23 protein-coding genes are annotated in these 25,187 nt (G+C 41.6%); 10 read left to right on the forward strand and 13 right to left on the reverse strand.

The window, feature by feature from the left end; translation table 11 throughout:
- Window positions 1–127: 127 nt before the first annotated feature.
- From Q4492_RS11360 to Q4492_RS11370, 3 genes are all read left to right on the forward strand, one after another.
- Complete coding sequence (locus Q4492_RS11360) at window positions 128–2,341, forward strand: EAL domain-containing protein (RefSeq protein ID WP_303417991.1); 2,214 nt, start codon at window positions 128–130, stop codon at window positions 2,339–2,341.
- Window positions 2,338–4,266 carry a sensor histidine kinase gene (locus tag Q4492_RS11365; RefSeq protein WP_303417993.1) on the forward strand — a complete coding sequence of 643 codons (1,929 nt, stop codon included), beginning with the start codon at window positions 2,338–2,340 and terminating at the stop codon, window positions 4,264–4,266. Before Q4492_RS11360 ends, Q4492_RS11365 begins: the two co-directional genes overlap by 4 nt.
- A 360-nt stretch (window positions 4,267–4,626) precedes the next feature.
- Window positions 4,627–5,337, forward strand: coding sequence for a mobilization protein MobD (locus Q4492_RS11370; RefSeq protein WP_303417995.1), 711 nt, complete (start codon window positions 4,627–4,629; stop codon window positions 5,335–5,337).
- 481 nt (window positions 5,338–5,818) lie between these two features.
- On the opposite strand, the gene Q4492_RS11375 is transcribed toward Q4492_RS11370, so the two are convergent.
- A complete protein-coding gene (locus tag Q4492_RS11375) occupies window positions 5,819–6,142 on the reverse strand; it encodes a hypothetical protein (protein ID WP_303417997.1) in 324 nt (107 codons plus the stop codon).
- 188 nt (window positions 6,143–6,330) lie between these two features.
- Between Q4492_RS11375 and Q4492_RS11380 the strand changes: the two genes are divergently transcribed.
- Window positions 6,331–7,602 carry a DEAD/DEAH box helicase gene (locus Q4492_RS11380; RefSeq protein WP_303417998.1) on the forward strand — a complete coding sequence of 424 codons (1,272 nt, stop codon included), beginning with the start codon at window positions 6,331–6,333 and terminating at the stop codon, window positions 7,600–7,602.
- A 130-nt stretch (window positions 7,603–7,732) separates the two neighbouring features.
- On the opposite strand, the gene Q4492_RS11385 is transcribed toward Q4492_RS11380, so the two are convergent.
- A complete protein-coding gene (locus Q4492_RS11385; protein ID WP_303417999.1) occupies window positions 7,733–7,927 on the reverse strand; it encodes a hypothetical protein in 195 nt (64 codons plus the stop codon).
- Between the two features lie 286 nt (window positions 7,928–8,213).
- Window positions 8,214–9,122: a hypothetical protein gene (locus tag Q4492_RS11390; RefSeq protein ID WP_303418000.1), complete on the reverse strand. Its 909-nt coding sequence runs from the start codon at window positions 9,120–9,122 to the stop codon at window positions 8,214–8,216.
- Between the two features lie 289 nt (window positions 9,123–9,411).
- On the opposite strand from Q4492_RS11390, the gene rarD reads away from it, so the two are divergent.
- Together rarD and Q4492_RS11400 are read left to right on the forward strand one after the other, a co-directional pair.
- Window positions 9,412–10,320 carry an EamA family transporter RarD gene (gene rarD / locus Q4492_RS11395; RefSeq protein WP_303418002.1) on the forward strand — a complete coding sequence of 303 codons (909 nt, stop codon included), beginning with the start codon at window positions 9,412–9,414 and terminating at the stop codon, window positions 10,318–10,320.
- A 131-nt stretch (window positions 10,321–10,451) separates the two neighbouring features.
- On the forward strand, window positions 10,452–11,252 hold the full coding sequence (locus Q4492_RS11400; protein ID WP_303418004.1) for an ion transporter: 801 nt from the start codon (window positions 10,452–10,454) through the stop codon (window positions 11,250–11,252).
- Window positions 11,253–11,332: 80 nt separating this feature from the next.
- Here Q4492_RS11400 and Q4492_RS11405 read toward each other — a convergent pair whose 3' ends face one another.
- Both Q4492_RS11405 and Q4492_RS11410 read right to left on the reverse strand, forming a co-directional pair.
- Window positions 11,333–11,983 (reverse strand): glutathione S-transferase, encoded by a 651-nt coding sequence (locus Q4492_RS11405; protein ID WP_303418006.1) that lies wholly within the window; start codon window positions 11,981–11,983, stop codon window positions 11,333–11,335.
- 14 nt (window positions 11,984–11,997) lie between these two features.
- Entirely contained in the window at window positions 11,998–12,387 is a 390-nt protein-coding gene (locus Q4492_RS11410) for a YkgJ family cysteine cluster protein (RefSeq protein WP_303418008.1), read from the reverse strand.
- 120 nt (window positions 12,388–12,507) lie between these two features.
- On the opposite strand from Q4492_RS11410, the gene Q4492_RS11415 reads away from it, so the two are divergent.
- Both Q4492_RS11415 and Q4492_RS11420 read left to right on the forward strand, forming a co-directional pair.
- Window positions 12,508–13,287 carry a hypothetical protein gene (locus Q4492_RS11415; RefSeq protein WP_303418010.1) on the forward strand — a complete coding sequence of 260 codons (780 nt, stop codon included), beginning with the start codon at window positions 12,508–12,510 and terminating at the stop codon, window positions 13,285–13,287.
- A 189-nt stretch (window positions 13,288–13,476) separates the two neighbouring features.
- Complete coding sequence (locus Q4492_RS11420) at window positions 13,477–14,877, forward strand: FAD-binding oxidoreductase (protein WP_303418012.1); 1,401 nt, start codon at window positions 13,477–13,479, stop codon at window positions 14,875–14,877.
- Between the two features lie 27 nt (window positions 14,878–14,904).
- On the opposite strand, the gene Q4492_RS11425 is transcribed toward Q4492_RS11420, so the two are convergent.
- From Q4492_RS11425 to Q4492_RS11435, 3 genes are all read right to left on the reverse strand, one after another.
- Window positions 14,905–15,336, reverse strand: a complete 432-nt coding sequence (locus Q4492_RS11425) for a hypothetical protein (RefSeq protein ID WP_303418014.1) — start codon at window positions 15,334–15,336, stop codon at window positions 14,905–14,907.
- Between the two features lie 11 nt (window positions 15,337–15,347).
- Window positions 15,348–15,644: a hypothetical protein gene (locus tag Q4492_RS11430; RefSeq protein ID WP_303418016.1), complete on the reverse strand. Its 297-nt coding sequence runs from the start codon at window positions 15,642–15,644 to the stop codon at window positions 15,348–15,350.
- Between the two features lie 208 nt (window positions 15,645–15,852).
- Window positions 15,853–17,373 carry an aldehyde dehydrogenase family protein gene (locus Q4492_RS11435; RefSeq protein WP_303418017.1) on the reverse strand — a complete coding sequence of 507 codons (1,521 nt, stop codon included), beginning with the start codon at window positions 17,371–17,373 and terminating at the stop codon, window positions 15,853–15,855.
- A 376-nt stretch (window positions 17,374–17,749) separates the two neighbouring features.
- On the opposite strand from Q4492_RS11435, the gene Q4492_RS11440 reads away from it, so the two are divergent.
- Window positions 17,750–18,553, forward strand: a complete 804-nt coding sequence (locus Q4492_RS11440; RefSeq protein WP_303418019.1) for an FRG domain-containing protein — start codon at window positions 17,750–17,752, stop codon at window positions 18,551–18,553.
- Window positions 18,554–18,692: 139 nt separating this feature from the next.
- Complete coding sequence (locus tag Q4492_RS11445; protein WP_303418020.1) at window positions 18,693–19,352, forward strand: putative 2OG-Fe(II) oxygenase; 660 nt, start codon at window positions 18,693–18,695, stop codon at window positions 19,350–19,352.
- Window positions 19,353–19,613: 261 nt separating this feature from the next.
- On the opposite strand, the gene Q4492_RS11450 is transcribed toward Q4492_RS11445, so the two are convergent.
- From Q4492_RS11450 to pedF, 5 genes are all read right to left on the reverse strand, one after another.
- Complete coding sequence (locus Q4492_RS11450) at window positions 19,614–21,362, reverse strand: PQQ-dependent methanol/ethanol family dehydrogenase (protein ID WP_303418023.1); 1,749 nt, start codon at window positions 21,360–21,362, stop codon at window positions 19,614–19,616.
- 297 nt (window positions 21,363–21,659) lie between these two features.
- A complete protein-coding gene (locus tag Q4492_RS11455) occupies window positions 21,660–22,583 on the reverse strand; it encodes a quinoprotein relay system zinc metallohydrolase 1 (RefSeq protein WP_303418025.1) in 924 nt (307 codons plus the stop codon).
- 18 nt (window positions 22,584–22,601) lie between these two features.
- Window positions 22,602–23,351, reverse strand: coding sequence for a quinoprotein dehydrogenase-associated SoxYZ-like carrier (locus Q4492_RS11460; protein WP_303418028.1), 750 nt, complete (start codon window positions 23,349–23,351; stop codon window positions 22,602–22,604).
- Between the two features lie 54 nt (window positions 23,352–23,405).
- Window positions 23,406–24,326, reverse strand: coding sequence for an ABC transporter substrate-binding protein (locus tag Q4492_RS11465; protein ID WP_303418030.1), 921 nt, complete (start codon window positions 24,324–24,326; stop codon window positions 23,406–23,408).
- A complete protein-coding gene (pedF, locus tag Q4492_RS11470) occupies window positions 24,319–24,762 on the reverse strand; it encodes a cytochrome c-550 PedF (protein WP_303418032.1) in 444 nt (147 codons plus the stop codon). The genes Q4492_RS11465 and pedF overlap by 8 nt, the downstream gene beginning before the upstream one ends.
- Between the last annotated feature and the right edge of the window lie 425 nt (window positions 24,763–25,187).

The raw sequence follows: 25,187 nt of genomic DNA on the forward strand, positions 1-25,187 counted from the left end.
GTTGTAATCTACTGATTTCAAAATATAAAAATATAGAATAAACAGTCCTGCTTTTTTGTGATTTTCATTGCTTATTTATAATATTAATCTAAGCTTCTATGATAATGACTAGAGCAAAGGATTCTTTATGTCAGAGTTAGAATTGTTTCATTTTTCTGAAAGTTCTATTGTTGATAAAGCGGCTGCAGCACCATGGAAAGTGCTTAGTGTTGAAGATGATCTCACTTATCAGGCATCACTGGTTTATAGCCTACAAGATTTAGTTGTTTATGAACGTCCCGTCCAAATTTTAACTGCAAATTCAGTGAGTGAAGCGGCTGATATTATCTCTCGCAATAGTGATATTAGCGTTATCTTACTAGATGTAGTTATGGAAGAAGATGATGCAGGTTTAAGACTTGCGAGCACTATTCGCGAAGTTTTAGGTAATTCCACTATTCGAATTATTTTGGTTACTGGTCAGCCAGGTATGGCACCACGTAATGATGTGATGGTTCAATATGATATTGATGAGTATTGGAATAAGTCGGATCTAATCAAAGGAACTCTGCATTCCGTGGTGAGTAGCCATATTAGGACTTGGCGCTATCTCACAGAGCTAGTTCAGGCTAAACAGGGACTGCAAATGGTAGTTGATGCAGCGCGTAGCATCAGCAGCAAACAAAGTTTAACTAGTTTTACTGAGACCGTGTTAAACGAGATCGAGCGTATCATCGGTATTCGAGAAGGCGGGATTATTTGTTTTGCCTATAAAGGTGGAGATTTCTCACCGGAGGCGCGTATATTGGCCGCGAGTGGTATCTACAGTGGTTCTACAAAAAAAACATTATCAGATCTTCAACTAGCTACTTATTATTACCCTGCTTTTATTGCCGCAACGGAACAGCGCAGTCATCTTTTTGATGATGACTTTACGGTATTACATTTTGATACGCCTCAAATAGATGAAACTCACTATATATTATTGGTTAACTCTAACCATAAGCTAACAGATAGCCATATCAATTTACTACAAGTGTTTAGTGAAAATATCAACAGCGGTTTTACGGCTGTTGCACTGGTTAACCGTCTATCTGATTTGGCTTATCGTGATCAAGTGCTTAAATCCTACAATCGAAATTGGCTCTTGCGTGAACTATCTACCATGCCTGCGGAGGAAAAAGACGAAAGCAGTTTGATTATCCTCGTTGTTAATGACTTTACAGGCATGATGGTGACTTTTGGTGAGCGATATTGTGAAAAGCTGTTGTCGGCTTTACTGGTCAATATTTGTGATTTACATCCGAATAATTTGATCGCCCGTACTGGAGATTTTACCTTTGCGATCCTGCTTAACAAAGAAAGTATGCTGACAGAGGAGCAGTTACTTAACATCATTGATCAGCGGTTGATGTTGAACCATACGGTTCATCGCTTAAGGTTAACGGTTGCTAGGGTTAATTTAAATCTACTTATGGAGTGTAAAGCTGAACAGATACTGCAGTTATCTGAATCAACTGCCAATATGGCTCGCCTCAAAGGCCAGCGGATTATCGATTATGAACCAGACATTATGCTATCCATCACCGCTAGTCATCATCTATTGATGGATTTGCACAGCGCTATAGATAATCATGAATTTTTTATTGTTTTACAACCCAAAGTAAACATGACAACGGGGGCTACCGTCGGTTTTGAAGCATTGTTGCGCTGGAGAAAACCGGATGGGCAGATCATATCCCCCACTCGGTTTATTCCACTCGCGGAAACCGCAGGTTTAATTAGTCATCTTGATATTGAGGCTGCCCGCCAAACAATTGAAGCGGCGACCTCTCTTCAAAAGGCAGGGTTTAACCTTCCGATTTCGTTTAATGCCAGTTGTGCGGATCTGAATCACAAAGATTATATTGAGTCCTTGCTAAATATGATCGTTCAAAGTGGCCTGGATGGGCAGATGCTTGAGATAGAGGTAACAGAGTCTCAGGCCATGCAAAATTATGAATATATTAATCCCGTACTAAAGCAGTTTTCCGATCGAGGAATAGGCGTTAGCATTGACGATTTTGGTACAGGTTATTCATCTTTAGCCCATGTTGCTAATTTAAAGGCAACCACACTTAAAATTGATAAAAGCTTTATCGATCATTTAGGAGAAAGCGCGGCGGGTAACCATGTTGTCGATATGGTGTTACATCTAGGTAAAAAATTTGGGTTTGTCATTATCGCGGAAGGTGTAGAAACTGAAATTCAGCGTCAGCATTTAGTGAATAGAGGATGCCATATTGCACAGGGCTATCTGTTTTCTAAGCCTATGCCTGTTAGTAATGTCGTTGAATGGTTACAAGCGCAGCCTAAAATATGAACTGGCGCCGTCAAAAGATAGATTCTGCCCATAAAAATGGCGTGGATGAAGATATCCAAAAGTTTAAGCGTAAGTACTTAGTTTTTGGTGCAGTTATTATTTTATTAGCGGTTTTAAGCGGTGTCATGCTCTATAACAGCATTAAAGGCGAGCGAATTACGCAGTTACGGGAGCGACACGAGGAGCAAATCACTTTAGCTGCTATTGATATAAACCGAGAGCTTGGAGATATAGGGAATACTGTACGACTGTTATCGACAGATAGTGATATTTTAAGCAGTTTATCTCCGTTTAATCAGCTTAATACCCTTCGCTTAAAAACTATTTTTAAGCAGTTTGGCCGAGCTATTGATAATCTTTTACAGATACGCTGGCTGGATGACACAGGGCACGAGCAGGTGCGTATTAATATTGTCGATGGAAAGGTGCACGCAGAGCCTGCAGAGATGCTCCAAGATAAAAGTAATCGTTATTACTTCCAGAACGCGATGAAGGTATTTCCGCCTGAAATTTATATTTCGCCGATCGATCTAAATATCGAACACGGTGAGATTGTAAAACCCCTACAACCTGTATTTAGAATAGGTCTTCAAACCACTGCAACAAAGGGCATGCGGCGCGGTTTGTTAATGATCAATTATGATTTAACTCATCTAATTAAAAAAATCCGCTCATTAAGTTCAGGTGAGACGGAAGTAATGTGGGTTGATGCTTGGGGAAACTGGCTGCTCCATCCTGACCCTTCATTGGAATGGGGGGCCATTTTAGGGAAGTCTAAAAATTCTCTAACGCAGTTGGACCCCCTACTCTGGGCCAAAATAAATAGCGGGGAAAACCAGATCATAATGCCTCATAACGGAGAGCTTATTAGTACTCGCCACATAGCTCTCTCTTTTACAGAAGCACCTACTGTTGCTGAAAGTATCTATATGCTCGTCCGTACGCCTAAAAAGGTTATGGAAGAGATTGAATGGAATGCAATAAAACCTACATTATTATTGGTGATAGGTATTCTTTTGATTGGGGGGAGGATCTTATGGCGCGATTACACTATGCAGCAAAGTTTGCAAAAGATGACGCTGAGGTTAGCCTGTGAAAAAAATGAGTTAAAATTCCTTAATAGCGAACTCGACAATGCTCTATCTAAACAACAATTATTGCAAAATGAGCTAGTCGAAACACGTAAACTCTCTTCTCTAGGCATGATGGTCGCTGGCGTAGCCCATGAACTTAACACCCCGATTGGAGGCGCTATTATGGCAGAGTCAACTTTGCAGAGTTCACACGATTCACTTAAAAAAGCCCTAGATGAGGGGCTTAGCCGTCAAGCGTTTGATAACTATATTAGTAATACAGAGGAAGGGTTAAAGCTAGTCGAAAGTAATCTTACCCGAGCCGCAGCTTTAGTTAAGAGCTTTAAGCGCTTAGCGTTAGATCGTGCTAATGATGAAATTGTTTCGTTTAATCTTGATCAGGTGGTTAGTGATCTGATCTATACTTTAACGCCTAAGTTGAAAAATTCAGGTACGCGTATTGTTAATGAGGTTAATACGGAACTAATGCTTGCCGGCTACCCTGGTATTGTGTCTCAGATATTACAAAACCTCATTATCAACGCCCTTACTTACGGTACTGAGGGTATGCAGCAAGGCGAGATTATCGTGCAGGCAGAATTAAATGAAGAGTGGGTTGTGCTGTCTGTTAGCGATAATGGCAAAGGGATTCCTCCCGAGTTAAGGGAGAGCTTATTTGATCCTTTTGTGACTAGTGGTCGAGGTCTTGGACACACTGGGTTGGGGTTACATTTAGTTCACCAGTGGGTCACAAATCTTATGCATGGCCAAATTAAAATGGAATCACTCTCTAGGGGAGGTACTCGCTTTGTTATTTATCTTCCTAAAAACATTCAAAGTAACCAGAGTTAAACAGCGATGCCAGTGTGGTTATTTTTTATATCTGCAGTTAACTTTTAACTGTAATTGATTGATAAAAAACATTATTTCAATCTGGGCTTGTTGCAAAAGTTTAGTTTTTTTATCTCTGTAGCTCTGTTTAATAAAACACCAATAATCTATGGTTACTCTAGTGTATTTGAGCAGTATGATGTTTGACCCATTTGAGTGCATCTAATTTTGTTTTCTGCGCCATAAAAAAGCGTTTAAGCAGAGTAGATAACGGTAACTTAAGGGTTTAACTAATAAAACAGGCTTTCGTTGCTTGGCCTAATGCTTGCTAATATTTACTCATAAATAATGACTTAAAGTCTCTTTAAAGGAATAGCTAGAATGAGCACGATTCATTTTGTAGGCGGTGAAAAAGGTGGCGTAGGAAAATCAGTTCTTTCCCGCACCTTGTCGCAGTATTTTCTTGATAACGATATAGCTTATATAGGTTTAGATGCAGACCAATCCCATCCTACGTTAACCCGTTATTACGACGGTTACACCCGCCCTATCAATCTTGATCTATTTGAGAGCATCGACACGATCATGGAGATCGCTATGGAGCAGGATGTCCATCTGTTGATCGATCTACCTGCGCAAAGTCAGCGCTTTTTGGAGCGCTGGTTTGAGGAGAACGATGTTTTATCCCTTTGCTCTGAAGTAGGTATCGACTTAGTGTATTGGTATACCGTTGATGGTGGCCCCGACTCTATTAACTTGTTAGATCGTTTTCTGGCTAAATACAGCTCTCAATTAAACTGCATAGTCGTTAAAAATTACGGCTGCGGTAATGATTTTAGCGGTATTGAAGCGTTAGCTCATTTTAATGCTGACCCACTTAAAGTCCCTGTTCTACGTCAAATGTCCCTACCCGCGCTGCATGAGTCAACGATTAATAAAATCGATAAATTAGGGTTAAGTTTCTGGGGAGCGATTAATGTTAAAGACAGTGAGTCTAAGCACCTTAGCCTAATGGAGCGACAGCGTAGTAAGGTTTGGCTTAAAAAGAGCCATGCAGCTATTAAAGAGGTTTTAACAGGTATTAGTAATTAGATCTCCCTCTAGGGCGTATTGAGCTATAAAATTTTATACTTAATCGGACAACGGAGGCTAACTAGATACATAGCCTTTGATTTGTCCGATTCTTCTCCAAGCAAACTCGTAAAATGGCTGAAAACGTTTAGTTGTTAATATGCGTAGACAGTCCGATTCTGTCCATTCAGACGCGGACAGGTCCATAATCCGTGCATCTTGTTCCCTCCTCTGCTTTGCCTTGCGCTCAGAAGCGGACATTGATTTCAGAGAACAGTGGTTTACGACCCCGTCTTGCTTTGCCTGTTCGCGCTGAGGAGGGTTGATGCGATTTAGGGTTGCTCATGTAAATCATCTACTCCATTGTTTATATTTGTGACTGTCACAAATATAAGGATAGTAGCATGATCTAGTATCAAGTACAGGCGAGACTGAGCCTACAATAAGGCTCGAAAGGTTACAGATAGATCTGATTTATAGAGAATTTAGCGGGTAAAAGTGCTTAACGACTAAAATATTGATCAATAATTATGGGGAGTTGTTCGAAGACGGCCGTTTCAAAATCCTCAATATGTTGATCGAATATCGTAAAGTATCGGGCCGCTTGTGCGCGACTAAGCATTTTCCCACTGATAGCGTAGTCAATTTCAGGAAGTGTTTTGTCGCTTCGCGGGGTCAAGTTCCAATCAATAAAATCTGAATGCAGCGCTTGCAACCTTTTATGGGCCAATATGCAGAACTGATCTATATGAGCAGGGCCTTCGGGACCTAAGCAGCCCGCTTCTATACGAAAATTAACCGTGAGGTGTGTCTGGGTTATTGTCATTTATTTACTCTTATTATCTAAAAAATATCCCACAACCGTTACTACTATAGGTTATTAAACGGTTATTTACCTATTGTGACTTTAGCTATAGTCGATCTGATTCAGTTAGCTATAACTTAATCGTTTAAATTACTTTATAATTTCCGCTTTTAGCGACTCGCGCCTAATGCGCACATTGAGAGAGATATATGAAGTTTACCGCCTTAGATCTTGCACCTGCTATCCAGCAAGCATTGGATGATTGTGGTTATGAAGAAATGACCCCGATTCAGAAGCAAGCCATTATTCCTGCGCGTCGCGGAAAGGATCTCTTAGCTAATGCTCAAACGGGTACTGGTAAAACGGCTGCATTTGCACTACCTATTTTGCAAAAATTACATGATCAGCCTAAAGAGCTAAATGCGACGCAAGTCCGGGCCGTGATATTAACTCCAACTCGCGAACTTGCCCAGCAGCTTTTTGAAACAATTTCTCGCTATAACAAGTATTTAGATCTACGTATTATTGCGGTTTATGGCGGTACTACGCTCGATACGCAAAAGAAAAAACTGCGTAACGGCACTGACATATTGATCGCTACTCCTGGTCGTTTGCTGGAACATATTACTGCTTGTAATGTATCCCTAGCGCAAACTGAGTTTGTTGTCTTAGATGAAGCCGATCGTATGCTTGATATGGGCTTCGTTAGCGATGTAATGACTATCTTAGAAAAGAGTGCGAAGAAACGTCAGACGATGCTTTTCTCTGCAACCTTATCTAGTGCAGTGCATACTCTATCCCGTAAGATTCTGACCAGTCATGAGACCATTAGCGCAGCCAAAGCCAATATTACTGCCGATACCGTGGATCATGTTGTCTATCCGGTAGAAGAGAAATGTAAAGCAGACCTGTTTGCTGAATTAATTAAAAAGCATAACTGGTTTCAAGTATTGGTTTTTACCAGTACTAAAGGTCAGGCCGATGAGCTAATGAAAGACCTGAAGTTTGACGGTATTGATGCGGTCATTTGCCATGGAGATAAAAGCCAAGGGGCTCGCCGCCGTGCGGTTGCAGATTTTAAGGCCGGTAAAGTACAAGTGCTTGTAGCAACTGAAGTTGCAGCAAGGGGACTAGATATTAAAGGCTTAGAGCATGTGGTCAACTACAACCTTCCCTACTTAGCGGAAGATTATGTTCACCGTATTGGCCGTACAGGTCGTGCGGGCGCTAAAGGTCAGGCGATCTCTTTTGTGAGCCGTGAAGAGGAAAGCGCCTTAGATAATATTGAGCGTTTTATTGGTGCGAGCATCCGTCGTGTTTACGTGCCGGGCTTTGAGGTAGGTAGCCGTGAAGGTTTGCGGAAACGAATTAGTCAAAAAGGTCCTAAAAAGCGTGTTAATAAAGCCACACGTACCAAAATAATTGGTCAAAAATCGGCAAAGAAAAACAATGCGATAGGGAATGTTAAAAAGAAACGTTAATTTAGAACACTTAGCTCACTCTCGGGTCTTGCTGTTACTTATTCATAATGCTGGAATAAAAAAAAGAGCGATGCGGTATAAGCCGATCGCTCTTTTTTATAAACTGGTTTTTGCGTACAGGGTAGAGTGTTTAATGCAGTTCTGAACTATCCATTGCCCCACGCTTCATACTACGTTCTACTAAATAATTATCCGAATCCTGTTTTTTGCGCTTGGTCTTTCCTGCCCTCTTCCTTGAATTCAATGCAGTGTTTGGCTTTTTAAAACCGTGATCAAAGTCATCATCGTCAAACGCAATCTCGCCTAATCTTAATTTGCTGCTCATTACCTTATCCTGATTTTTTGTTTTCCAATGCCTGCTGTTGTTTACAGACCATCATATGGAAACGTTTTTTTATGAACAAATCATTAAAGAAAGATTAAAAAGTAAGTTTAATCCTTTGCTAGTATAGAGTAACTCTACGATTAGACGAATATCTTTCATCAAAAGATTTAAATAAAATCAGGGGTTAAATTGAGATCTAGATAAGGTCTTATCTGGTGATGTTTGATTTATGTATAACTAAGCCCTGAGGCTAGTATTTATAGGGCCTCAGGGCTGCTTTTTTATATTATAGTTCGGCCATGATTGAACGTACTTTTTCAAGGTAGACGGTCTCAGGCAGTGCGCCTGTATCATATAAGGCCTGAAGCTGCCGTAAACGCCCTTCTATAATACTTTCTCCACGATCATTGATATGCGTGGACTGATCTCTTTCTTGTTCAAGTTGGATAATACGCGCCTCTAAAGCATCGCTGGATTGCGCTTGCTGCTGTTCGGTGAGGTATTTTGAATCTACACTTTGCTTATCTTTTTTAAGCGTGGCGTATTGGTAGGTCTTCTGTAAATCTATTGATAGCCAGTCTGTTCTGTTATCAACAAGATCGGCCCCGCTAAAATGGATTAGCTGCCACTCATTTGAGCTTGTTCCCTGAATATCGCCATTACTTAAATTGTTCTTTAGACGACCATAATTTCCTGTTATTCCCGAACGCCGTTGCTCTGCAATCAAGTCCGCATGCATAGCGCCGATGAGTAGGTTTAATTTATTATTTTTAATAAAAATAGATCCACTAATTGAGAGTCGTTTACGGCCAATATAAGCTGAACGAAAATCTGAAACAGAGAAGGTAATGACTTCGTTAGACTTTACCTGTTTAAAAGCTTGGCTAAGCTTGTTACCTAATAGATCAATTTCTCGATCGGTAAATACTCGAACAGCGACCTCCGCATCATCATCCCACATTGAGTCACTTGTATTGTATGAACTGTTCTTGACTTGAACTTGGCTGAGCAACCGCGCTATCTTCTCAACGGAAATCTCTTTGGGGTGGTTATTATTATTTGCTCCGTTTAGTGTATTGATGGCAATATAGTCGGCCTGTTTTTTCCAGATGACCTCAGGTTTTGCTTGTACTGAAATGCTGATGAGCAGCACCAAAGGCAAAATGATAACTTTTTGATATATTTTGTTAATCACGGCGTCTTCCCTTTATTTTTGTCATTGTAGGGAAACACAGAGCAAAATGTATGCCCCTGTTTGTGGTCGTTTTTTAGGCTTTTTTCATTGATTTATTGATGTTTCATAAACCAATCATCCATAAGTGCGACACTCTGTATCATTGAGCATGGACCACATCGTTCCAATAGGTAAAAACAGTGACCTATCAACCCTCCTCTTCTTAAGACAGATAATAGGTACTTAGGAATATATTTGCTCCGTTCAGTATCCCGCTGTACGGGATGCTTTTTATAGGAATATAAATTTGATGGACGCACAGTCTAGATCAGAACAGCTTAAAGGGATTTATTTTGCGAGTGCAGCCTTTGTTATGTGGGGGTTTGTACCTGTTTATTTTAAATTGGTAGATCAAGTTTCTGCGCTTGAAGTATTAGCGCACAGAGTGCTTTGGTCTGTTCTTTTTCTTGCTTTATATATTCTTGTTACTAAACGCTCACGGGAGTTCTTAAGTATATTTAGGCAACCTAAGGTTGTGTCTGCCTTAGCGCTTTCAGCGATTGTTATCTCCCTTAATTGGCTCGTTTTTATCTGGGCTGTCGGACAAGATAGAATTGTAGAGACTACCTTAGGGTATTTTATCAACCCATTGATAAATATACTTTTTGGTATGGCTTTTTTTGGTGAGCGGCTCCGTTCTATTCAATGGGTATCGGTTTGCTTGGCAGCCGGTGCCGTTGCTTATCAAGTGATTTTACTTGGGGAGTTGCCTTGGGTTGCTTTGACTTTGGCAGGTTGTTTCTCGGCATACAGTGTATTGCGTAAGAAGATCCCTGTTGATTCTGTGAGTGGATTACTTATTGAAACTTTGTGGCTACTGCCCATCGCATTAGCTTATATGGGATGGCTATTTAGCCATAATGAATTCCAGATATTAAGCGTAGACAATCATATGGTTTGGTTGCTGTTGGGCACAGGCCTTGTCACGAGTCTTCCCTTGTTGGCTTTTGCATCTGGCGCTCGCCGTTTGAGCCTCACCTTAATTGGGTTACTCCAATATATTGGCCCAAGTATCGCTTTTTTGATTGCTGTTTTTTATTACCATGAACCTATGGATGAACGTCGCTTAGTTACATTTATACTTATCTGGATTGCGCTGGCTCTTTTCAGTGCCGAAGGAATCTTATTTCAGCGTCGTAGAAACCGCCTTAAGGGTTAAATGATTGGTATTAGAAGTGCTCATATTTAATGGCTCTAAAAAGCGGCTTAAAATAGAGTAATTTTACGACTACCTTTTATCTCGAAATCACAGTACAGTGCTGCAAAATTTATCAGTTATGTGAAATTGTGATGAATATTGAAACCCTACAATCCCGTTTTTTTGAAATTAGAAGCAACAAGGCTTTTGAGCTATTCGTTGTGGCAGTCATACTCTTTTCCGCCTTAGTTATTGGCGCAAAAACCTATGATATACCTACACATATACTTTCAATTATTGTCTGGTTAGATCGCGCCATTACGGCTTTCTTTTTTATTGAGCTGACAATACGGTTTATAGGTGAACCCCATAAGAAAACGTTCTTCAAAAACCCATGGAATATTTTTGATACCCTGATTGTTGTGGTCAGTGTTATTCCTATTCAAGACAGCGAAATGGCCTTGATCGGGCGTTTAATTCGTATTTTCCGAGTTTTGCGTATGGTGTCGATTGTCCCTGAATTGCGTTTACTACTTAATTCATTGATCAAAGCGCTACCTCAGTTGGGTTATGTGATTTTGCTCATGTTTATTATTTTTTATATCTATGCAGCGATCGGTTCATCATTTTTTGTCGATATTAATCCCGTGTTATGGGGTGATATCTCTATCGCTATGCTAACGCTCTTTAGGGTAATGACCTTTGAAGATTGGACCGATGTAATGTATGAAACCATGGAGGTCTACCCTTTCAGTTGGCTTTTCTACTTAACATTTATCTTCTTAACCACCTTCGCTTTCTTGAATATGGTGATCGGTATTGTGGTCAATGTGATGGAAAATGAACACGCAGAGGAAGCTAAAGAGAAAGCGATAGCGGATGGCGATCTTACAATAGAGGATCTTTCTCGCCAGATAGCCGAGCTTAAAACCCTGCTGGAGCAGCGAAAGTAAGAGCGTGATTTTATCTAGCCGCTGACGTAAGTGATAAGCCCGAGATTGATTGTCAATTTCGGGCTTTTTTTATGGCTGTGTTAAGGGAAAAGGGTTTTAGGATCATCTCGTTGCCAAGCTGGATATTTCTGCATAATGTTGCTGAATAGCTCGGAGTCTTTAAAACGGTTTAGCCAGTTTTGAAGCTGTGTATATTGGGTTGATTCAAACCAAGCCAGATCCACATGGGCACATTGCCTTATAAATGGCAGTAGCGCCATATCAGCTAAAGTTATTTGATCGGTTACTAGGAATCCTTTGTTAGCCTCTAATAGGGATTCTAATGTTTTAAACCATGCTTCACATTGGTTCCGATAGTACGTTTCAGGCTGTTCTGGATATCGGTCTGCATATTTATAACGATCAAGCCAAGGCTTAAAGCATTGATCATTTTCTGTGATCAATGACTCAATCGTCGATATATAAGGTTCGGAATACCAGCTTTTAGGGTCCTGTTGAGTTAGAGCCCAGCGCATAATATCAATGCTTTCATCGATCACTTCGCCACTAGGTAGCTGTAAAACGGGGACCGTGCCTTTAGGAGAGATCGCTAGCATCTCTTCAGGCTTATTACGGAGCACTATTTCACGTAACTCTAGCTTTATGCCACTGTAGGCTATAGCAAGCCGAGCTCGCATTGCATAGGGGCAGCGACGGAAGGAGTATAAAATGGGCAGTTTAGTCTCGGTCATTATCTTTGCTTAGTCTATTTAGGCTGGTATGCGCAATAGTTAGGCTTTGGACCAACCATTGGATGCTTACGACAGGTATCGGGTCTATTTTCATAGATAATACATAGACGGGTTTTCTGTTCTAAATAGATACAATCGTCATTGGCATAGCGTGAGAGCGTATAGACTTCGGTTTTGTTATTAAAATGACCAACAATACCTTCCTTCATCAACCTTTTAGCTAGACGTTTAGGTTGTTCATGTACGTCAAACTCATCAAGCACACCCATTCGAACAAGATCTGCGAAGCGCACTTCGACAGGTAGGCTGCAACAGGTACCTTTGCAGGAGTCGCACATTTTACTTTTGTACTTCACCCATGTTTGTAAATCATCGACATTAGCGGCGGGAATCGGCTTATTCATGGATATCACTTAGTTGTTCTGCTGGAGTTTAAGGCGCGATCATAGCATTATCCAATAACTGAACAAGTTTTATAACACCAAGATTACACGAGTCACTTTGTAAAGAGTTTACATCTCCCTATGGGCTTAAATAACGATTTCCTTGATATTTACCGCAAGCAATCCCGCTGGCGTCTAATTAATGAACCTATTGCTGCTAGTTCCCATGCCGCTTTAAAAAGGGATAGCGAACTATTAAAAGAGGTTGCGTGCGGCAAGCGAGGTGCAACAGCGCGCCTCTGGGAGGTCCCACAATGTTTAGTGGTAACGAGAAAGGAGACGCGCTTCCCTTTCTTTGAACAGGCTTGTATGGAATTACAGGAGCAAGGATGGCCGGTCATTGTTCGTGATAGCGGTGGTACATCAGTGCCTTTACATCCAGGTATTATTAACTTCTCAATTATCTTCCCTAAAATGGGTAATGATGATTTTGATCTTGATGAGATCTATATGGCTTTATGCGAGCCCATTAAAAGGGTCTTGCAACGTTTAAACCTCTCTGCCGAGTATGGAGAAACGCCAGGTTCCTATTGTGATGGTCGATATAATTTAAATATAGGTGGCTTAAAAATAACTGGTACAGCACAAAAAATAATGGTGTCTCCGACTAATAAAAAAGGGATAAAACAGGGTGTGCTAGCACAAGCGATGCTCATGGTTGAAGCGGATGCCGTTGCTGGAACCTATTGGGTTAATCAGTTCTATACACGGGCAGGCAATAATCGGCAATTTGACCCTTTAGTGGCAACAAGTATTAAGCACTTATTGCCGCAGACTCAAACCGCTGAAGCAGTGGGCTTATTGACGACACAGGTTCGAACACTTATCTCCGAGGAGTTTAATTTACTTCTTTGCAATTAAATCATCACTTTTTTGTCATATAGAGCCCATATAATTTACTCATGTTCAAGGATAAGTAACGCCGGACGGGCAACGGACTGCCATCCCACCTAACTTCTCTCTCCTAAGTGTTTCTCCTCCCCTACTTTAATCATTTTAAGCTTCCTGATTTAATAGCAGAACATTAACTTAGATATAGAAGCGACACCTATGCGTGCAATTAAGCCTTATTCTCAAGCTGACCTTAAAAAAGTTATTAATGAGCTTGCGACTACTTTCGGTGATCGTATTCACTTATCACAGACCGTACGAGAACAACATGGCGGCGGTGATGACAGCTATGGCAACCTTCCCCCTGATGCGGTGATGTACCCCTTTAGCACAGAAGAGATCGCTCAGATCGTTACACTCTGTAATAGATATAAGATTCCGGTTATCCCTTTTGGCGCAGGTTCCTCCGTTGAAGGACACTTACTTGCGGTTAAAGGTGGGATATCTATAGATCTATCTGAAATGAATCAAATTATAGAAATTAATGCGCCCGATATGGATTGTCGTGTTCAAGCAGGCGTAACTCGAGAGCAGCTTAATAAGGCCTTGCGTTATGACGGGTTGTTTTTTCCTATAGATCCCGGCGCTAACGCGTCAATTGGTGGTATGACTGCCACTCAGGCTTCAGGCACTAATGCGGTTAAATACGGAACAATGAAAGATGCGGTTATTGGTTTAACTGCCGTTATGGCCTCAGGCGAGGTGATTAAAACCGGTTCACGAGCAAGGAAGAGTTCTGCAGGTTATGACCTTACACAGCTTTTGGTAGGCTCAGAAGGCACCTTGGCAGTAATTACTGAGGTGCAGTTACGCTTACATCCCGTCCCCGAAACAATAAAGGCTGCAGTCTGTAGTTTTGATACTGTGGCATCGGCAGTCGATACAGTGATTAACGCTATGCAGATGGCGATTCCTATGGCCAGAATTGAATTACTTAATAGTCTGCAGATGAAGGCTTGTATCCAATATTCAAAGCTTGAAGGGTTTGAAGCAAAACCGACTCTCTTTATTGAGTTTAATGGCACAGAACAAAGTGTAGCTGAGCAAATTAATTTATTTAAAGATATAAGCGGTGAATTTGGAGGCAGTGAATTTAAATGGGCAGAAACAACGGAGCAGCGCAATCTGCTTTGGAGCGCCCGTCATCACGCTTATCATGCGACTCAGCAGTTACAAGCCAACAGTAAAGTACTTACAACCGATGTTTGTGTGCCTATATCTAAATTGGCAAAAAGCATATTGCAGGCAGAGCAAGATGCTGAGGCAAGCGGACTGCAGTGTACTATTGTTGGCCATGTTGGGGATGGTAACTACCATCTATTGATAGTGATGGACCCAACTAGCCGTGATCAAATTGAGCGGGCTAAACAGTTATCATCTCAGGTAGTTAATACCGCACTTAACTTAGGTGGAACTTGTACAGGAGAACATGGAATTGGCTTAGGTAAAAAGGAGTTTCTAAAGCTGGAACATGCAACATCAATAGATGTCATGAAAACGATAAAAATGGCCTTAGATCCCAAAAATATTATGAACCCAGGTAAAGTCTTCGATCTATAGGCTCATGCATACCTTTATCATCTTTATCTATGCTGGTGGGGGTTCTAACCACACTCGCCATGTTGTTGAACCGTTAACCTGTAAATAATAGCGTCCGGGCTGCTCTAAAACATAACTATCCTCCCCGCCTCCGCCAATATGAAGATTCTCAACAACATCGCCCTCTTCGTTATAGATCGCCATAACAAAGATAGAACCGTCACTTTGAAAGCGAATCTGGGTGGGGCCAGTAAGGGTGAATAGCTCAGTTTTGAGAGTATGTTTACCGGAAAACTGGGGCTCATTGCTAACCATTAAATCTTCAATCACTAAGCTGTCATAACAACTAAGCCGCTGATCCTTATCCTCAATAGTTTTACATTGATTAAAGGCTTTAGTGATCGGGTTTGCATAAAGCTGCGCACTTAAAGAGCCCGTTAAAGCGAGTACAATTATTGGAGCTGGCCACTTGCGTTCCACAGTTAATCTCCTCACTCAGCGCTTTGTAATAATTTAAGGTTATTAAACTGTTTAGCTTCTGTTTTGATCTTACAGCTTCGCTCATCTTCAACGTTGCTACAGGTAACTTGCAGACCATCAGGGTAGTGGCTTAAATTTTTACATGAGATAAAAAACTCAATACTCCCGTCAGATCGTTCAGTGCGAAGAAGGTCATTCTTTATGCAATCAGATTTCATCGCGACAAGGCGAATTACTTGATAGTCCTGTACCGCAGCGTGGCCTTCAATAGCAAAAAGTGTAATCAGGATAGATAACAATTTACGCACAATCATGACTCCCTTTAATAATATGAGACGAGCTTAACATTAAAGGTCAATTTTCTTGATTTTCGGGAAAAAGAAAAGCACCAAAGTAGGAGTTATTTGAATAAACCCTCAGACATAAAAAAGCGGCCCTTATAGGGCCGCAATAATGCAAGAAGCTAAATGAATAGCTATGGACGATAGGTAAACTATCGTCCGAAAAGCTTCCTACTTAGAAGAAGCCTAGAGGATTAGCGCTATAGCTTACCAACATGTTTTTAGTCTGCTGGTAATGATCAAGCATCATCTTATGGTTTTCACGACCTACACCTGACTTCTTGTAACCACCGAATGCTGCATGAGCTGGGTACAAGTGGTAGCAGTTCATCCAAACACGACCCGCTTGGATACCACGACCCATACGGTATGCAAGGTTAGTATCACGAGTCCATACACCAGCACCAAGACCGAATTCAGTATCGTTAGCAATTGCTAGCGCTTCTGCTTCGTCTTTGAAAGTAGTGATGGCAACAACTGGGCCAAAGATCTCTTCTTGGAAGACACGCATATCGTTTGTGCCTTTGATCAATGTTGGCTGGATGTAGTAACCAGAACCAAATTCACCTTCCAGCTTCTCGATACCGCCACCCATTAGGATTTCAGCACCCTCTTCACGACCGATATCCATATAACCTAGGATCTTGTCGAACTGTTCTTGAGACGCCTGTGCACCAACCATTGTTTCAGTATCAAGTGGGTTACCACGTTTGATCTGGCCAGCACGCTCAATAACTTTAGCGATGAATTCATCAGCGATATCTTCTTGAACAAGAATACGTGATGGACAAGTACATACTTCACCTTGGTTGAAGTAAGCAAGTACCGCACCTTCAATCGCTTTGCTAACAAACTCATCTTCTTGAGCTAGCACGTCTTTGAAGAATACGTTTGGAGACTTACCACCTAACTCAGTCGTAGAAGGAATGATGTTTTCAGCAGCACATTTCATGATATGCGAACCTACTGGTGTAGAACCAGTGAAGGCGATTTTAGCAATACGTGTGCTAGATGCTAACGCTTGGCCTGCTTCAGCACCAAAACCGTTAACGATGTTTAGTGTGCCTGCTGGTAGAAGGTCACCAATGCATTCCATCAAGATAAGGATAGAAACAGGTGTCTGTTCAGCTGGCTTAAGAACAATTGTGTTACCTGCTGCAAGCGCTGGAGCAATTTTCCAAGCAGCCATTAGCAATGGGAAGTTCCAAGGAATGATCTGACCAACAACACCTAGAGGCTCATGGAAGTGATAAGCAACAGTCGTTTCGTCGATTTCACCGATTGAACCTTCTTGTGCGCGGATACAACCAGCAAAATAACGGAAATGATCCGCCATTAGAGGTACATCGGCAGCAAGTGTTTCACGTACTGCTTTACCGTTATCCCATGTTTCAGCAACAGCTAGACGTTCTAGGTGCTCTTCAATACGATCAGCAATTTTAAGTAGAACACCTGAGCGTTCTGCTGTAGAAGCTTTGCCCCAAGCACCTTTAGCTGCTTCTGCTGCATCAATAGCAGCATTGATATCTTCTTCCGTTGAGCGTGGGATTTCGCAGATAGCTTCGCCTGTTACTGGCGTGTGATTCGTAAAATATTGTCCGTTAATGGGTGCAACCCACTGGCCATTGATGAAGTTTCCATAACGTTCTTTGAAAGAAACTACAGCGCCGTCTGTACCTGGCTTAGCGTAAATCATCTTCTAAATGCCTCTTGTTTTTATCTACTGTCAGGAGTGTTGGACAGTATGGTTATTTTTACATACCCATATTAGCGACCCATCAAGAAGCACAGGTATCATTCCTTGGCATCAAAAAAATACTTATTTGGTAGTAGTTATCGAGGCCCCCGCTCCACATACGCAAAGCGGCTCATCACCTTTTTGACACAAAATATAACCATAACTATATGATAAATAATAGTTTATTAATTTGCTTTATATTTTTTATTCACTATAAATAAGAATATGATGATTTATTAAGATTTAGTGCTCATTACTGCACTTTGTGTACATTAACTGTTTTCAGGGATATAAACGCCTAATTGGCACCCCTTTTTTGGGCTGGAGCAATAAAGTGACAAAGCTATATGAAGTAGCAAGCTGGCAAGAGTTTTTGGCTTTAGTGGAATCGGAAGAACTTCGTGGATGGGCATTTCGCGGTCAATGTGATGCCTCTTGGGATTTAGAAAGTTCGCTGACTCGACGACTTAAACAATTCGTCCCTAAAGATCGCTGGGCAGAGCAAGAAGGAAGAGCAATACGTGTATTTAAACGCAAAGCCCATTACTTTTTAAATGATACATCGGCTTTAGATGATGATTTCCGTTGTTTGGCGCTAATGCAGCATCATGGCGCACCGACTAGGTTATTAGATTTCACTAAATCTCCTTATGTTGCTAGTTACTTCGCTCTCCACTCCAGCACAACAACGGCTGCAGTCTATGCAGTAAACACTCCCGCACTTTGGCATGAAGCAACCCCACCGGGCTTTCCTGAGCAAACAAGAGATGCCATAGACCCTCGTAACCATGACCTGCTGCACAAGTATTACCTATCCAACCAATACCCTGTGGTGTGGCCTGGAGAGCCTTGGTCTATGGACCGTCGTATTGTTGCGCAAGCAGGGACTTTTATTATCCCTGGAAAGATTGATGTATCTGTCGCTGAGTTATTAACTAATTACGATTATAACGATATTATTCTTGCCAAAATCATCATACCTAATGAGATAAGGTCTGAAGCGATGGAAGCGCTCTATCGAATGAATATTAGCCATGCAACGCTCTTCCCTGATTTGGATGGTTTAGCCCGCTCAATCTCTTATGAGCTAGAGGCTAGCTGGGTTGGCTCTTCAGCAAGCGCCAATTCAAATCAGTAAACACCTATGCTTTTTATGCGGTAGTCTCTCTATGCCTTCTTGATCTAAGTAATAACTTATTCCGAGGCGCCGCATATCAATAGATATATACATATACACTCTTTACAATAGAGCGACTTATACTCATTAGGTAGTCACAATGTATTCTCAAGCCCCTGATATAGAGTCCATTAACGCATGGACATCCCCACTCTTCGTCACTACAAATCCGGATCATGAATTTATCAAAGACGATTTGTTGGCTTATATCTATGAGTATCAAAAAAACCAATCCCATGCGATTGATAGCCATGTAGCAATAACCGCTAAACATCAGCTATTTGAAAGCAAGTTAAATTTTCTTGAGGCAGATTCTCCGGCAATCATTGAAGCCCGTCGAATGCTTGAGGAACTGCTTTCAGCGGTAGCGACCGAAGTAAACAGTGGTTGCTGGCCAGAAGGCGCGGAAGGTGATGCAACTATTATTGAATCATGGTTTCACGTTACAAGAAATGGCGGATACCATGATATTCATTCCCACCCTAATTGCTCTTGGTGCGGAATCTATTATCTGGACTCTGGCGAGTGTGAATTAAACTCTCGTAATGGCGTTAATCGCTTTTATGACCCGCGAATTAATGCTGACCATTATGCCGATGCCGGTACGGCTTACTTAGGTGAACAGGGCTTTTGGGATTTTGAGCCAGTTGAGGGGCAAATAGTTATCTTTCCCTCCTACCTAAAACACTCTGCACTGCCCTACTTCGGGCAAAAAGACAGAGTAGTTGTCGCCTTTAACAGCATTATAGATTTGGTTTAACCAGAAAAAGACTTTAAGCAAAGCCATCCAATCACCGACGGTCATACCCTGTCGGTTTTTTATATTATTTCTCTTTAAATCGCAGCTTCTACTTAGGATATCAGACCTATTAACCACAAGTACAAGTCGCAATATTCACGCCTGCTATCGCCTAAATTAGCCGTACTTTAAACAAAAAAAAGCCAACTACATGAGTTGGCTTTTTATGCTGGGACAGGCTAAGCACTGGTTACAGTGCTTAGTCGTAATTCCGAAGAATTACTAAGGTAGTTTGAATGTCCAAACTGTGCCACCTTGGTTAAGGTGTTTAACACGTTTAGCCACTTCACCACCCCATAGAGGTACTGCACCACCCCAACCAGAAACTACAGATAGGTACTGTGAACCATCCTGTTCCCAAGTGATTGGAGAGCCTACGATGCCTGAACCCGTGTTAAATTTGTATTTAACTTCACCGTTCTTAGCGTCTAGACCAAGCAAGTAACCTTCAGGTGTACCGAAGAATACTAAGTTACCTTTAGTAGATAACACACCACCCCATAGAGGAGAGTAGTTTTTGTAGCGCCATACTTCTTTACCAGTTTTTGGATCCATCGCACGCATAACACCAATGTAATCATCGTTCATTGGTTTAATCGTGAACCCAGCACCTAGGTAAGCAGCACCTTTCTTATACGCTGTTGGCTCATTCCAGATATCCATCGCCCATTCGTTTGATGGTACATAGAACAGACCTGTATCTTGGCTGTAAGAGATAGGCATCCAGTTTTTACCACCCAAGAAACCTGGGACAGCGTGTACAGAGCTACCTTTCTTACCATCTTTAGAGTCAGCAGGGTTACCTGGACGGAATGCTTCATCATAAATTGGACGACCCGTCTTAGGATCTAGACCTTTAGCCCAAGTGATTTCGTCTACAAATGGGAAACCACGGATGAAGTCACCGTTTTCACGATTTAAAACGTACATGAAACCGTTACGGTCAGCTGTTGCTGCCGCTTTAACCGTTTTGCCACCCTCTTTATAATCAAAAGAAACTAGCTCGTTTACACCATCGTAATCCCAGCCATCGTGCGGAGTTGTCTGGAAGTGCCATGAAATTTTACCTGTATCTGGATCAATCGCTAGGCGAGAAGATGAGAACAAGTTATCACCAGGACGTAGGTGAGAGTTCCAAGGAGCAGGGTTACCTGTACCGAAGAACAGTAGATCAACGTCTGCATCATAAGTACCGCCTAACCATGTAGCAGCACCACCACTTTTCCAAAGGTCGCCAGGCCATGTTTTGCCTGCTTCACCACCGGAAATGCCGTTTTCCATTTTCTTGCCATTCTTCCAGATGTAGCCCATGTGGCCTTCAACTGTAGGACGAGTCCAAGCAATTTTACCTGTTTTAGCATCGTAAGCTTCTACTTTACCAACGATACCGAATTCGCCACCAGATACACCTGTGATTACTTTACCTTTTACAATCATTGGTGCAGCTGTAATAGAGTAACCCGCTTTGTAATCTTCAACTGTTTTCTTCCAAACGACTTTACCGGTCTTGTTGTTTAGGGCAACAAGTTTAGCATCGAGCGTACCGAAGATAACAAGGTCATCATATAGTGCAACACCACGGTTGATAACGTCACAGCAAGGCATAATGCCGTCAGGTAGACGTGCATTGTATTCCCATAGCTCTTCACCTGTTTTAGTGTCAACAGCGAATACGCGAGAGTAAGATGCAGTAACGTACATTACGCCATCTTTAACCATCGGCTGAGATTCTTGACCGCGCTGTTTTTCACCACCGAAAGAAAACGCCCAAACGGGACGCATATCTTTAACTGTTTCTGTATTGATTTTGTCCATTGGACTATAGCGTTGACCACGAAGGCCCATGCCGTAAGTCAATACATCACCTGTTGTCATCTGGTCGTTAAGGATATCTTTATCAGTAACACCAGCTTGAGCCGTGCCAGCAATAGCCATTGCTGCAACTAAGGCTGACAGAGTGAATTTCTTCATTGTACGCTCCTCTACGGATATTTATTATTAGCGTTCAGAGAGAGTCGGGAAAAATTCCCAATCCATGCACACATTGTTTTTCTTTACCGCTTTTTCAACAATTAAACAGCGGAAGTAGTTTTGTCATCACTTAGTAGTAATACCAGAAATACAAGAAATACAAATACAACCAATCTGTTTTATTTATTTCTTTTAATACAATAAGTTAGCAGCCTTTCGGCTGCTGTATAGGGTAAGGGTCTGATGAAGCTACTTTTGGGAGGATTTTATAGATAGACGGGAAAGGCGCCGGGGTAATTAAAAATACAAGTCTTCGTATTTGGGATATAGGTGGGCAACCGTCTTAATGAACTCAAGTTTAGTCAATTTAATTGAGTCAAATTCCGCACTTATTGGCAGCTTAATCACTTCAGTCATGCTCAAACCTGCCTTAGCAGACTCAGTTAATGTTTTATCAAGCCATTTCAAGTATGACGTCATCTGCTCCAGCGGACGGTCATCCATAGTGACAGGGCCATGCCCAGGGACTAGATATTTATACTTATAATTTTTAAGCTGATTGATTTCATCAATCCAAACACCTAACCCAGGTGTATGCGGCGTTGTTAAGGCGCGCTGATAAAAAACAATGTCAGAAGCAAAAAGCACCCCTGTTTTTTCATCGTATATAACCAAATCCGAACCCGTATGCCCCGTAAAAGCACTAAACTTAAAACGATGGCTACCTAAGTCCAAATGATCGATGTCTAATGTTTTTGTTGGCAGAAAGACTTCTGTAGATCGCATCCAATCCCCGACTAAGCTATACATATTTTCTGCAAAGTCATTACCGTCGCTCTTGATCTGTTGCTGTGTTTTAGGAAGCGAAAGTATCTCAAGATCTTTAAACGCTTGATTCCCTAAAAAGTGATCAGGGTGATGATGGGTATTAAATACATACTTAATTGGCTTATCCGTCACCGATTCGATGACCTTGCGCATCTCTTTGCCGTATTTTAACGAAGGGCCGGTATCTATAACGACAACACCTTCTTCGGTCACCACAAACCCTGTATTGACAATATTTCCTCCATTTTTATTGGAGAAGTCTTCAAGCTTACCTTGCAAGACCCACGTATTATCAGTTATTTTTTGTGGTTTTAAATCATAGCTAAAAGGTGCCGCTAACACAGGCCCAGCTATAAATAATAAACTTGCTACAAGTGTTTTTTTGCTGATCATTAGCAATACTCCTGAACTTTAAAGTTCTTGCTCAAATTCGTTGCCGCCATTGTCTCTTAACCAGACACTGTGCTTTTTAGTGGCATCACGAACATCAAAGGAGATAACCGGATTTTCACTCACTGGAGGTGATAGCTCCATATGTGCTAATTGCTCACCTTCGGCATCACGAACAGCAATTTTTTCAATGTAAAATTCAGGTATTGCGTCAACTAACCCTGTATCCATTGGGTGAATAACTTTGAATTTATAGCGCCCACCCTCCTCTCTCGGAAAGAGTCGGCTTTTCATTTCACCTAGATGACTTTCCCAGTAAGGATCTGCATTAGCCATACTTGGCGTTGAACAACCGCCACCTGCAGCTTCTAGATAGCTGCCGCCTACATGCCAAACACCATCTTTAGTCAATACGGCAGCTCTTACAGCGGTGCTTTGCTGCACTTTAATTCGTAAAGAAACTCTAGGAACTATTTCAGGATGAGGGTAGTAGGTAAGAATATGTTGAATGGGGTTTAGATCTGCCCAGGAAACAATACGTTCAATATCACCACTTAACGCACTCGCGTCAATCGTCATAGGAACTTGTGTAGGGTCTTCAGCAAAGCTTGGTAGTTCGACTTTTATACGATCATCAAATACGTATTTATCATTACCAATAAATTTTTCTCGAAGATAGTCCCATAAAGGGGACTCTAAGGGGTCCGTAACAGCATAGGCTGGAAATGATATGACAGCACTTAACACTAAGGCTGATAGTTTACGCTTCATATTTAGACCCCTTATTATTTTTTTATTAGTTCAAGTCGTCACTCAAGTCCCCTACTATTTAGCAACCTCTAGGTACAAGGCTGGCTTTTCATAGGTTAAACCATAAGAGTGGTAGATTTTAGCCATATCACCGTTGCGGACCATTTTGTCAACAACCTCTTCGATGGCATAACCTAACTGGCGATAACTAGTTTTAACCGCCATACCAATATCCCATTTCTGTTTACCCATAGAAGGGTAGCTGTTTGTAGCAAATTTAAAGTTAGGATCACCGGCTTTATTAACTAACCAGTCAACCTCTGCCCTCATTGCCATCACTGCATCAACTTCACCTTTTTGCATCCCTTTAAAGGCTTCACGTGCATTTGTGTAGTGATGCGTTTTATCTCGCATACGGCCACCAAAAGCAGACGTTAGATAAAAGTCTGGCAGACTATCGATTTCAACACCTATAGGATGGTATTGAAAAACAGCCATTGTTGAGACGTTTTCGATTTTCCGACTATCGTAAGTCACCTTCCAACTTTCGCGCTGGTATGGACCAAACATGACCACCATGTCGTTAATAACAGCACCAGTGGAATCTTGCATGTAGGCAAATTCACGGTCATAAGGAACACGCATCATTACATCAGCTACGTTTTTGAGTGCTAGTGCCCCTTGCTCCTCATTTTTGTCTAGATAATGCCCTTTCCAAACATTATTTCGCAGATCGTCTTCAAGGTTTTCATCGGGGGTAATCCAATGGGTCTTGAAATCAACACCTAAGCCTTCAGCTATACGCTTACCAACTTCAACATCAACACCGACAGCCTCTCCATCTTCTATATAAGAATAAGGAGGGAAGTCCCGATAAAAACCAACCGTCAAATAACCGCTATCTATTACATCGTCATAATAACGAGCTTGCGCCAGACTGCTAAGCAGGCTGGCGCAAGTGAAAACAGTAGCGCAAAATAGGCTATGTTTATTCATCAGTAGCACGAGTCTCTAAGTATGCACGGATTGCCCATAAGGCTTCTTGGCTAAGTGAGTCTGCCATTTTAGGCATGTAAACACGACCATCACGTACAGCACCATTGATTACGCGATATTTAAACCATTCATCGCCTTCAAGGCCTGGTTCTAAATAACGTAGATCCGGTGCAATACCACCAGAAATAGCATCAAGACCATGACAACGTGCACAGTTTTGAGTGTAAGCAGATGTACCGATCTCTACTGCAAGCTTATGGTTTTCATAGTCAGGCGTATAGGGGTTGGACTCTAACCACTCTTCCCCTAGCATTTTAAGACCTGTTACATCAACAGCCTGTGGTGTTACATCACCGTGTGCCATTACTTGGCCAGATAGAACTGCCGTAAGCATTCCCGCTGTCGTTAATCCTAATATTTTTTTATTGATAGACATCTTCATTCACCACTTAGTTTTTATACGGTCCGCCTTGCCTGGTATAACACTGTGTCGATAAAGACCAGGCTCTACTCTTTGCAATCTTCCTAATCGCAGCCGGCGAGAATTCTTAGTTATTGGCAGAAGTCACCCACTTCAGCCGTTCTCCCTATATGATATTGCTAGTGCAAAATCAGCAAGAATTGTACTTTGGGTTCCAAAAACTACTCCCTTGGTATCAAACCATCTACACAGTAGTGCTTAAGTACTATATTCTCGCCTAGACAAATAGAACCAAAGTTCTAAGTTATCAGATATAAATACGAATGATTCTCCATTACTGGAATGGTGTTTTATACCTCCTATTCAAACTAAAAGAATGGAAGCCCCGCCGAGGAAGAGCTCTTTTCTACAAAACTGTCAAATTGATATTGATACCTTCT

The sequence above is a fragment of the Neptuniibacter sp. 1_MG-2023 genome, from assembly GCF_030547185.1.
Lineage (GTDB): Bacteria > Pseudomonadota > Gammaproteobacteria > Pseudomonadales > Balneatricaceae > Neptuniibacter.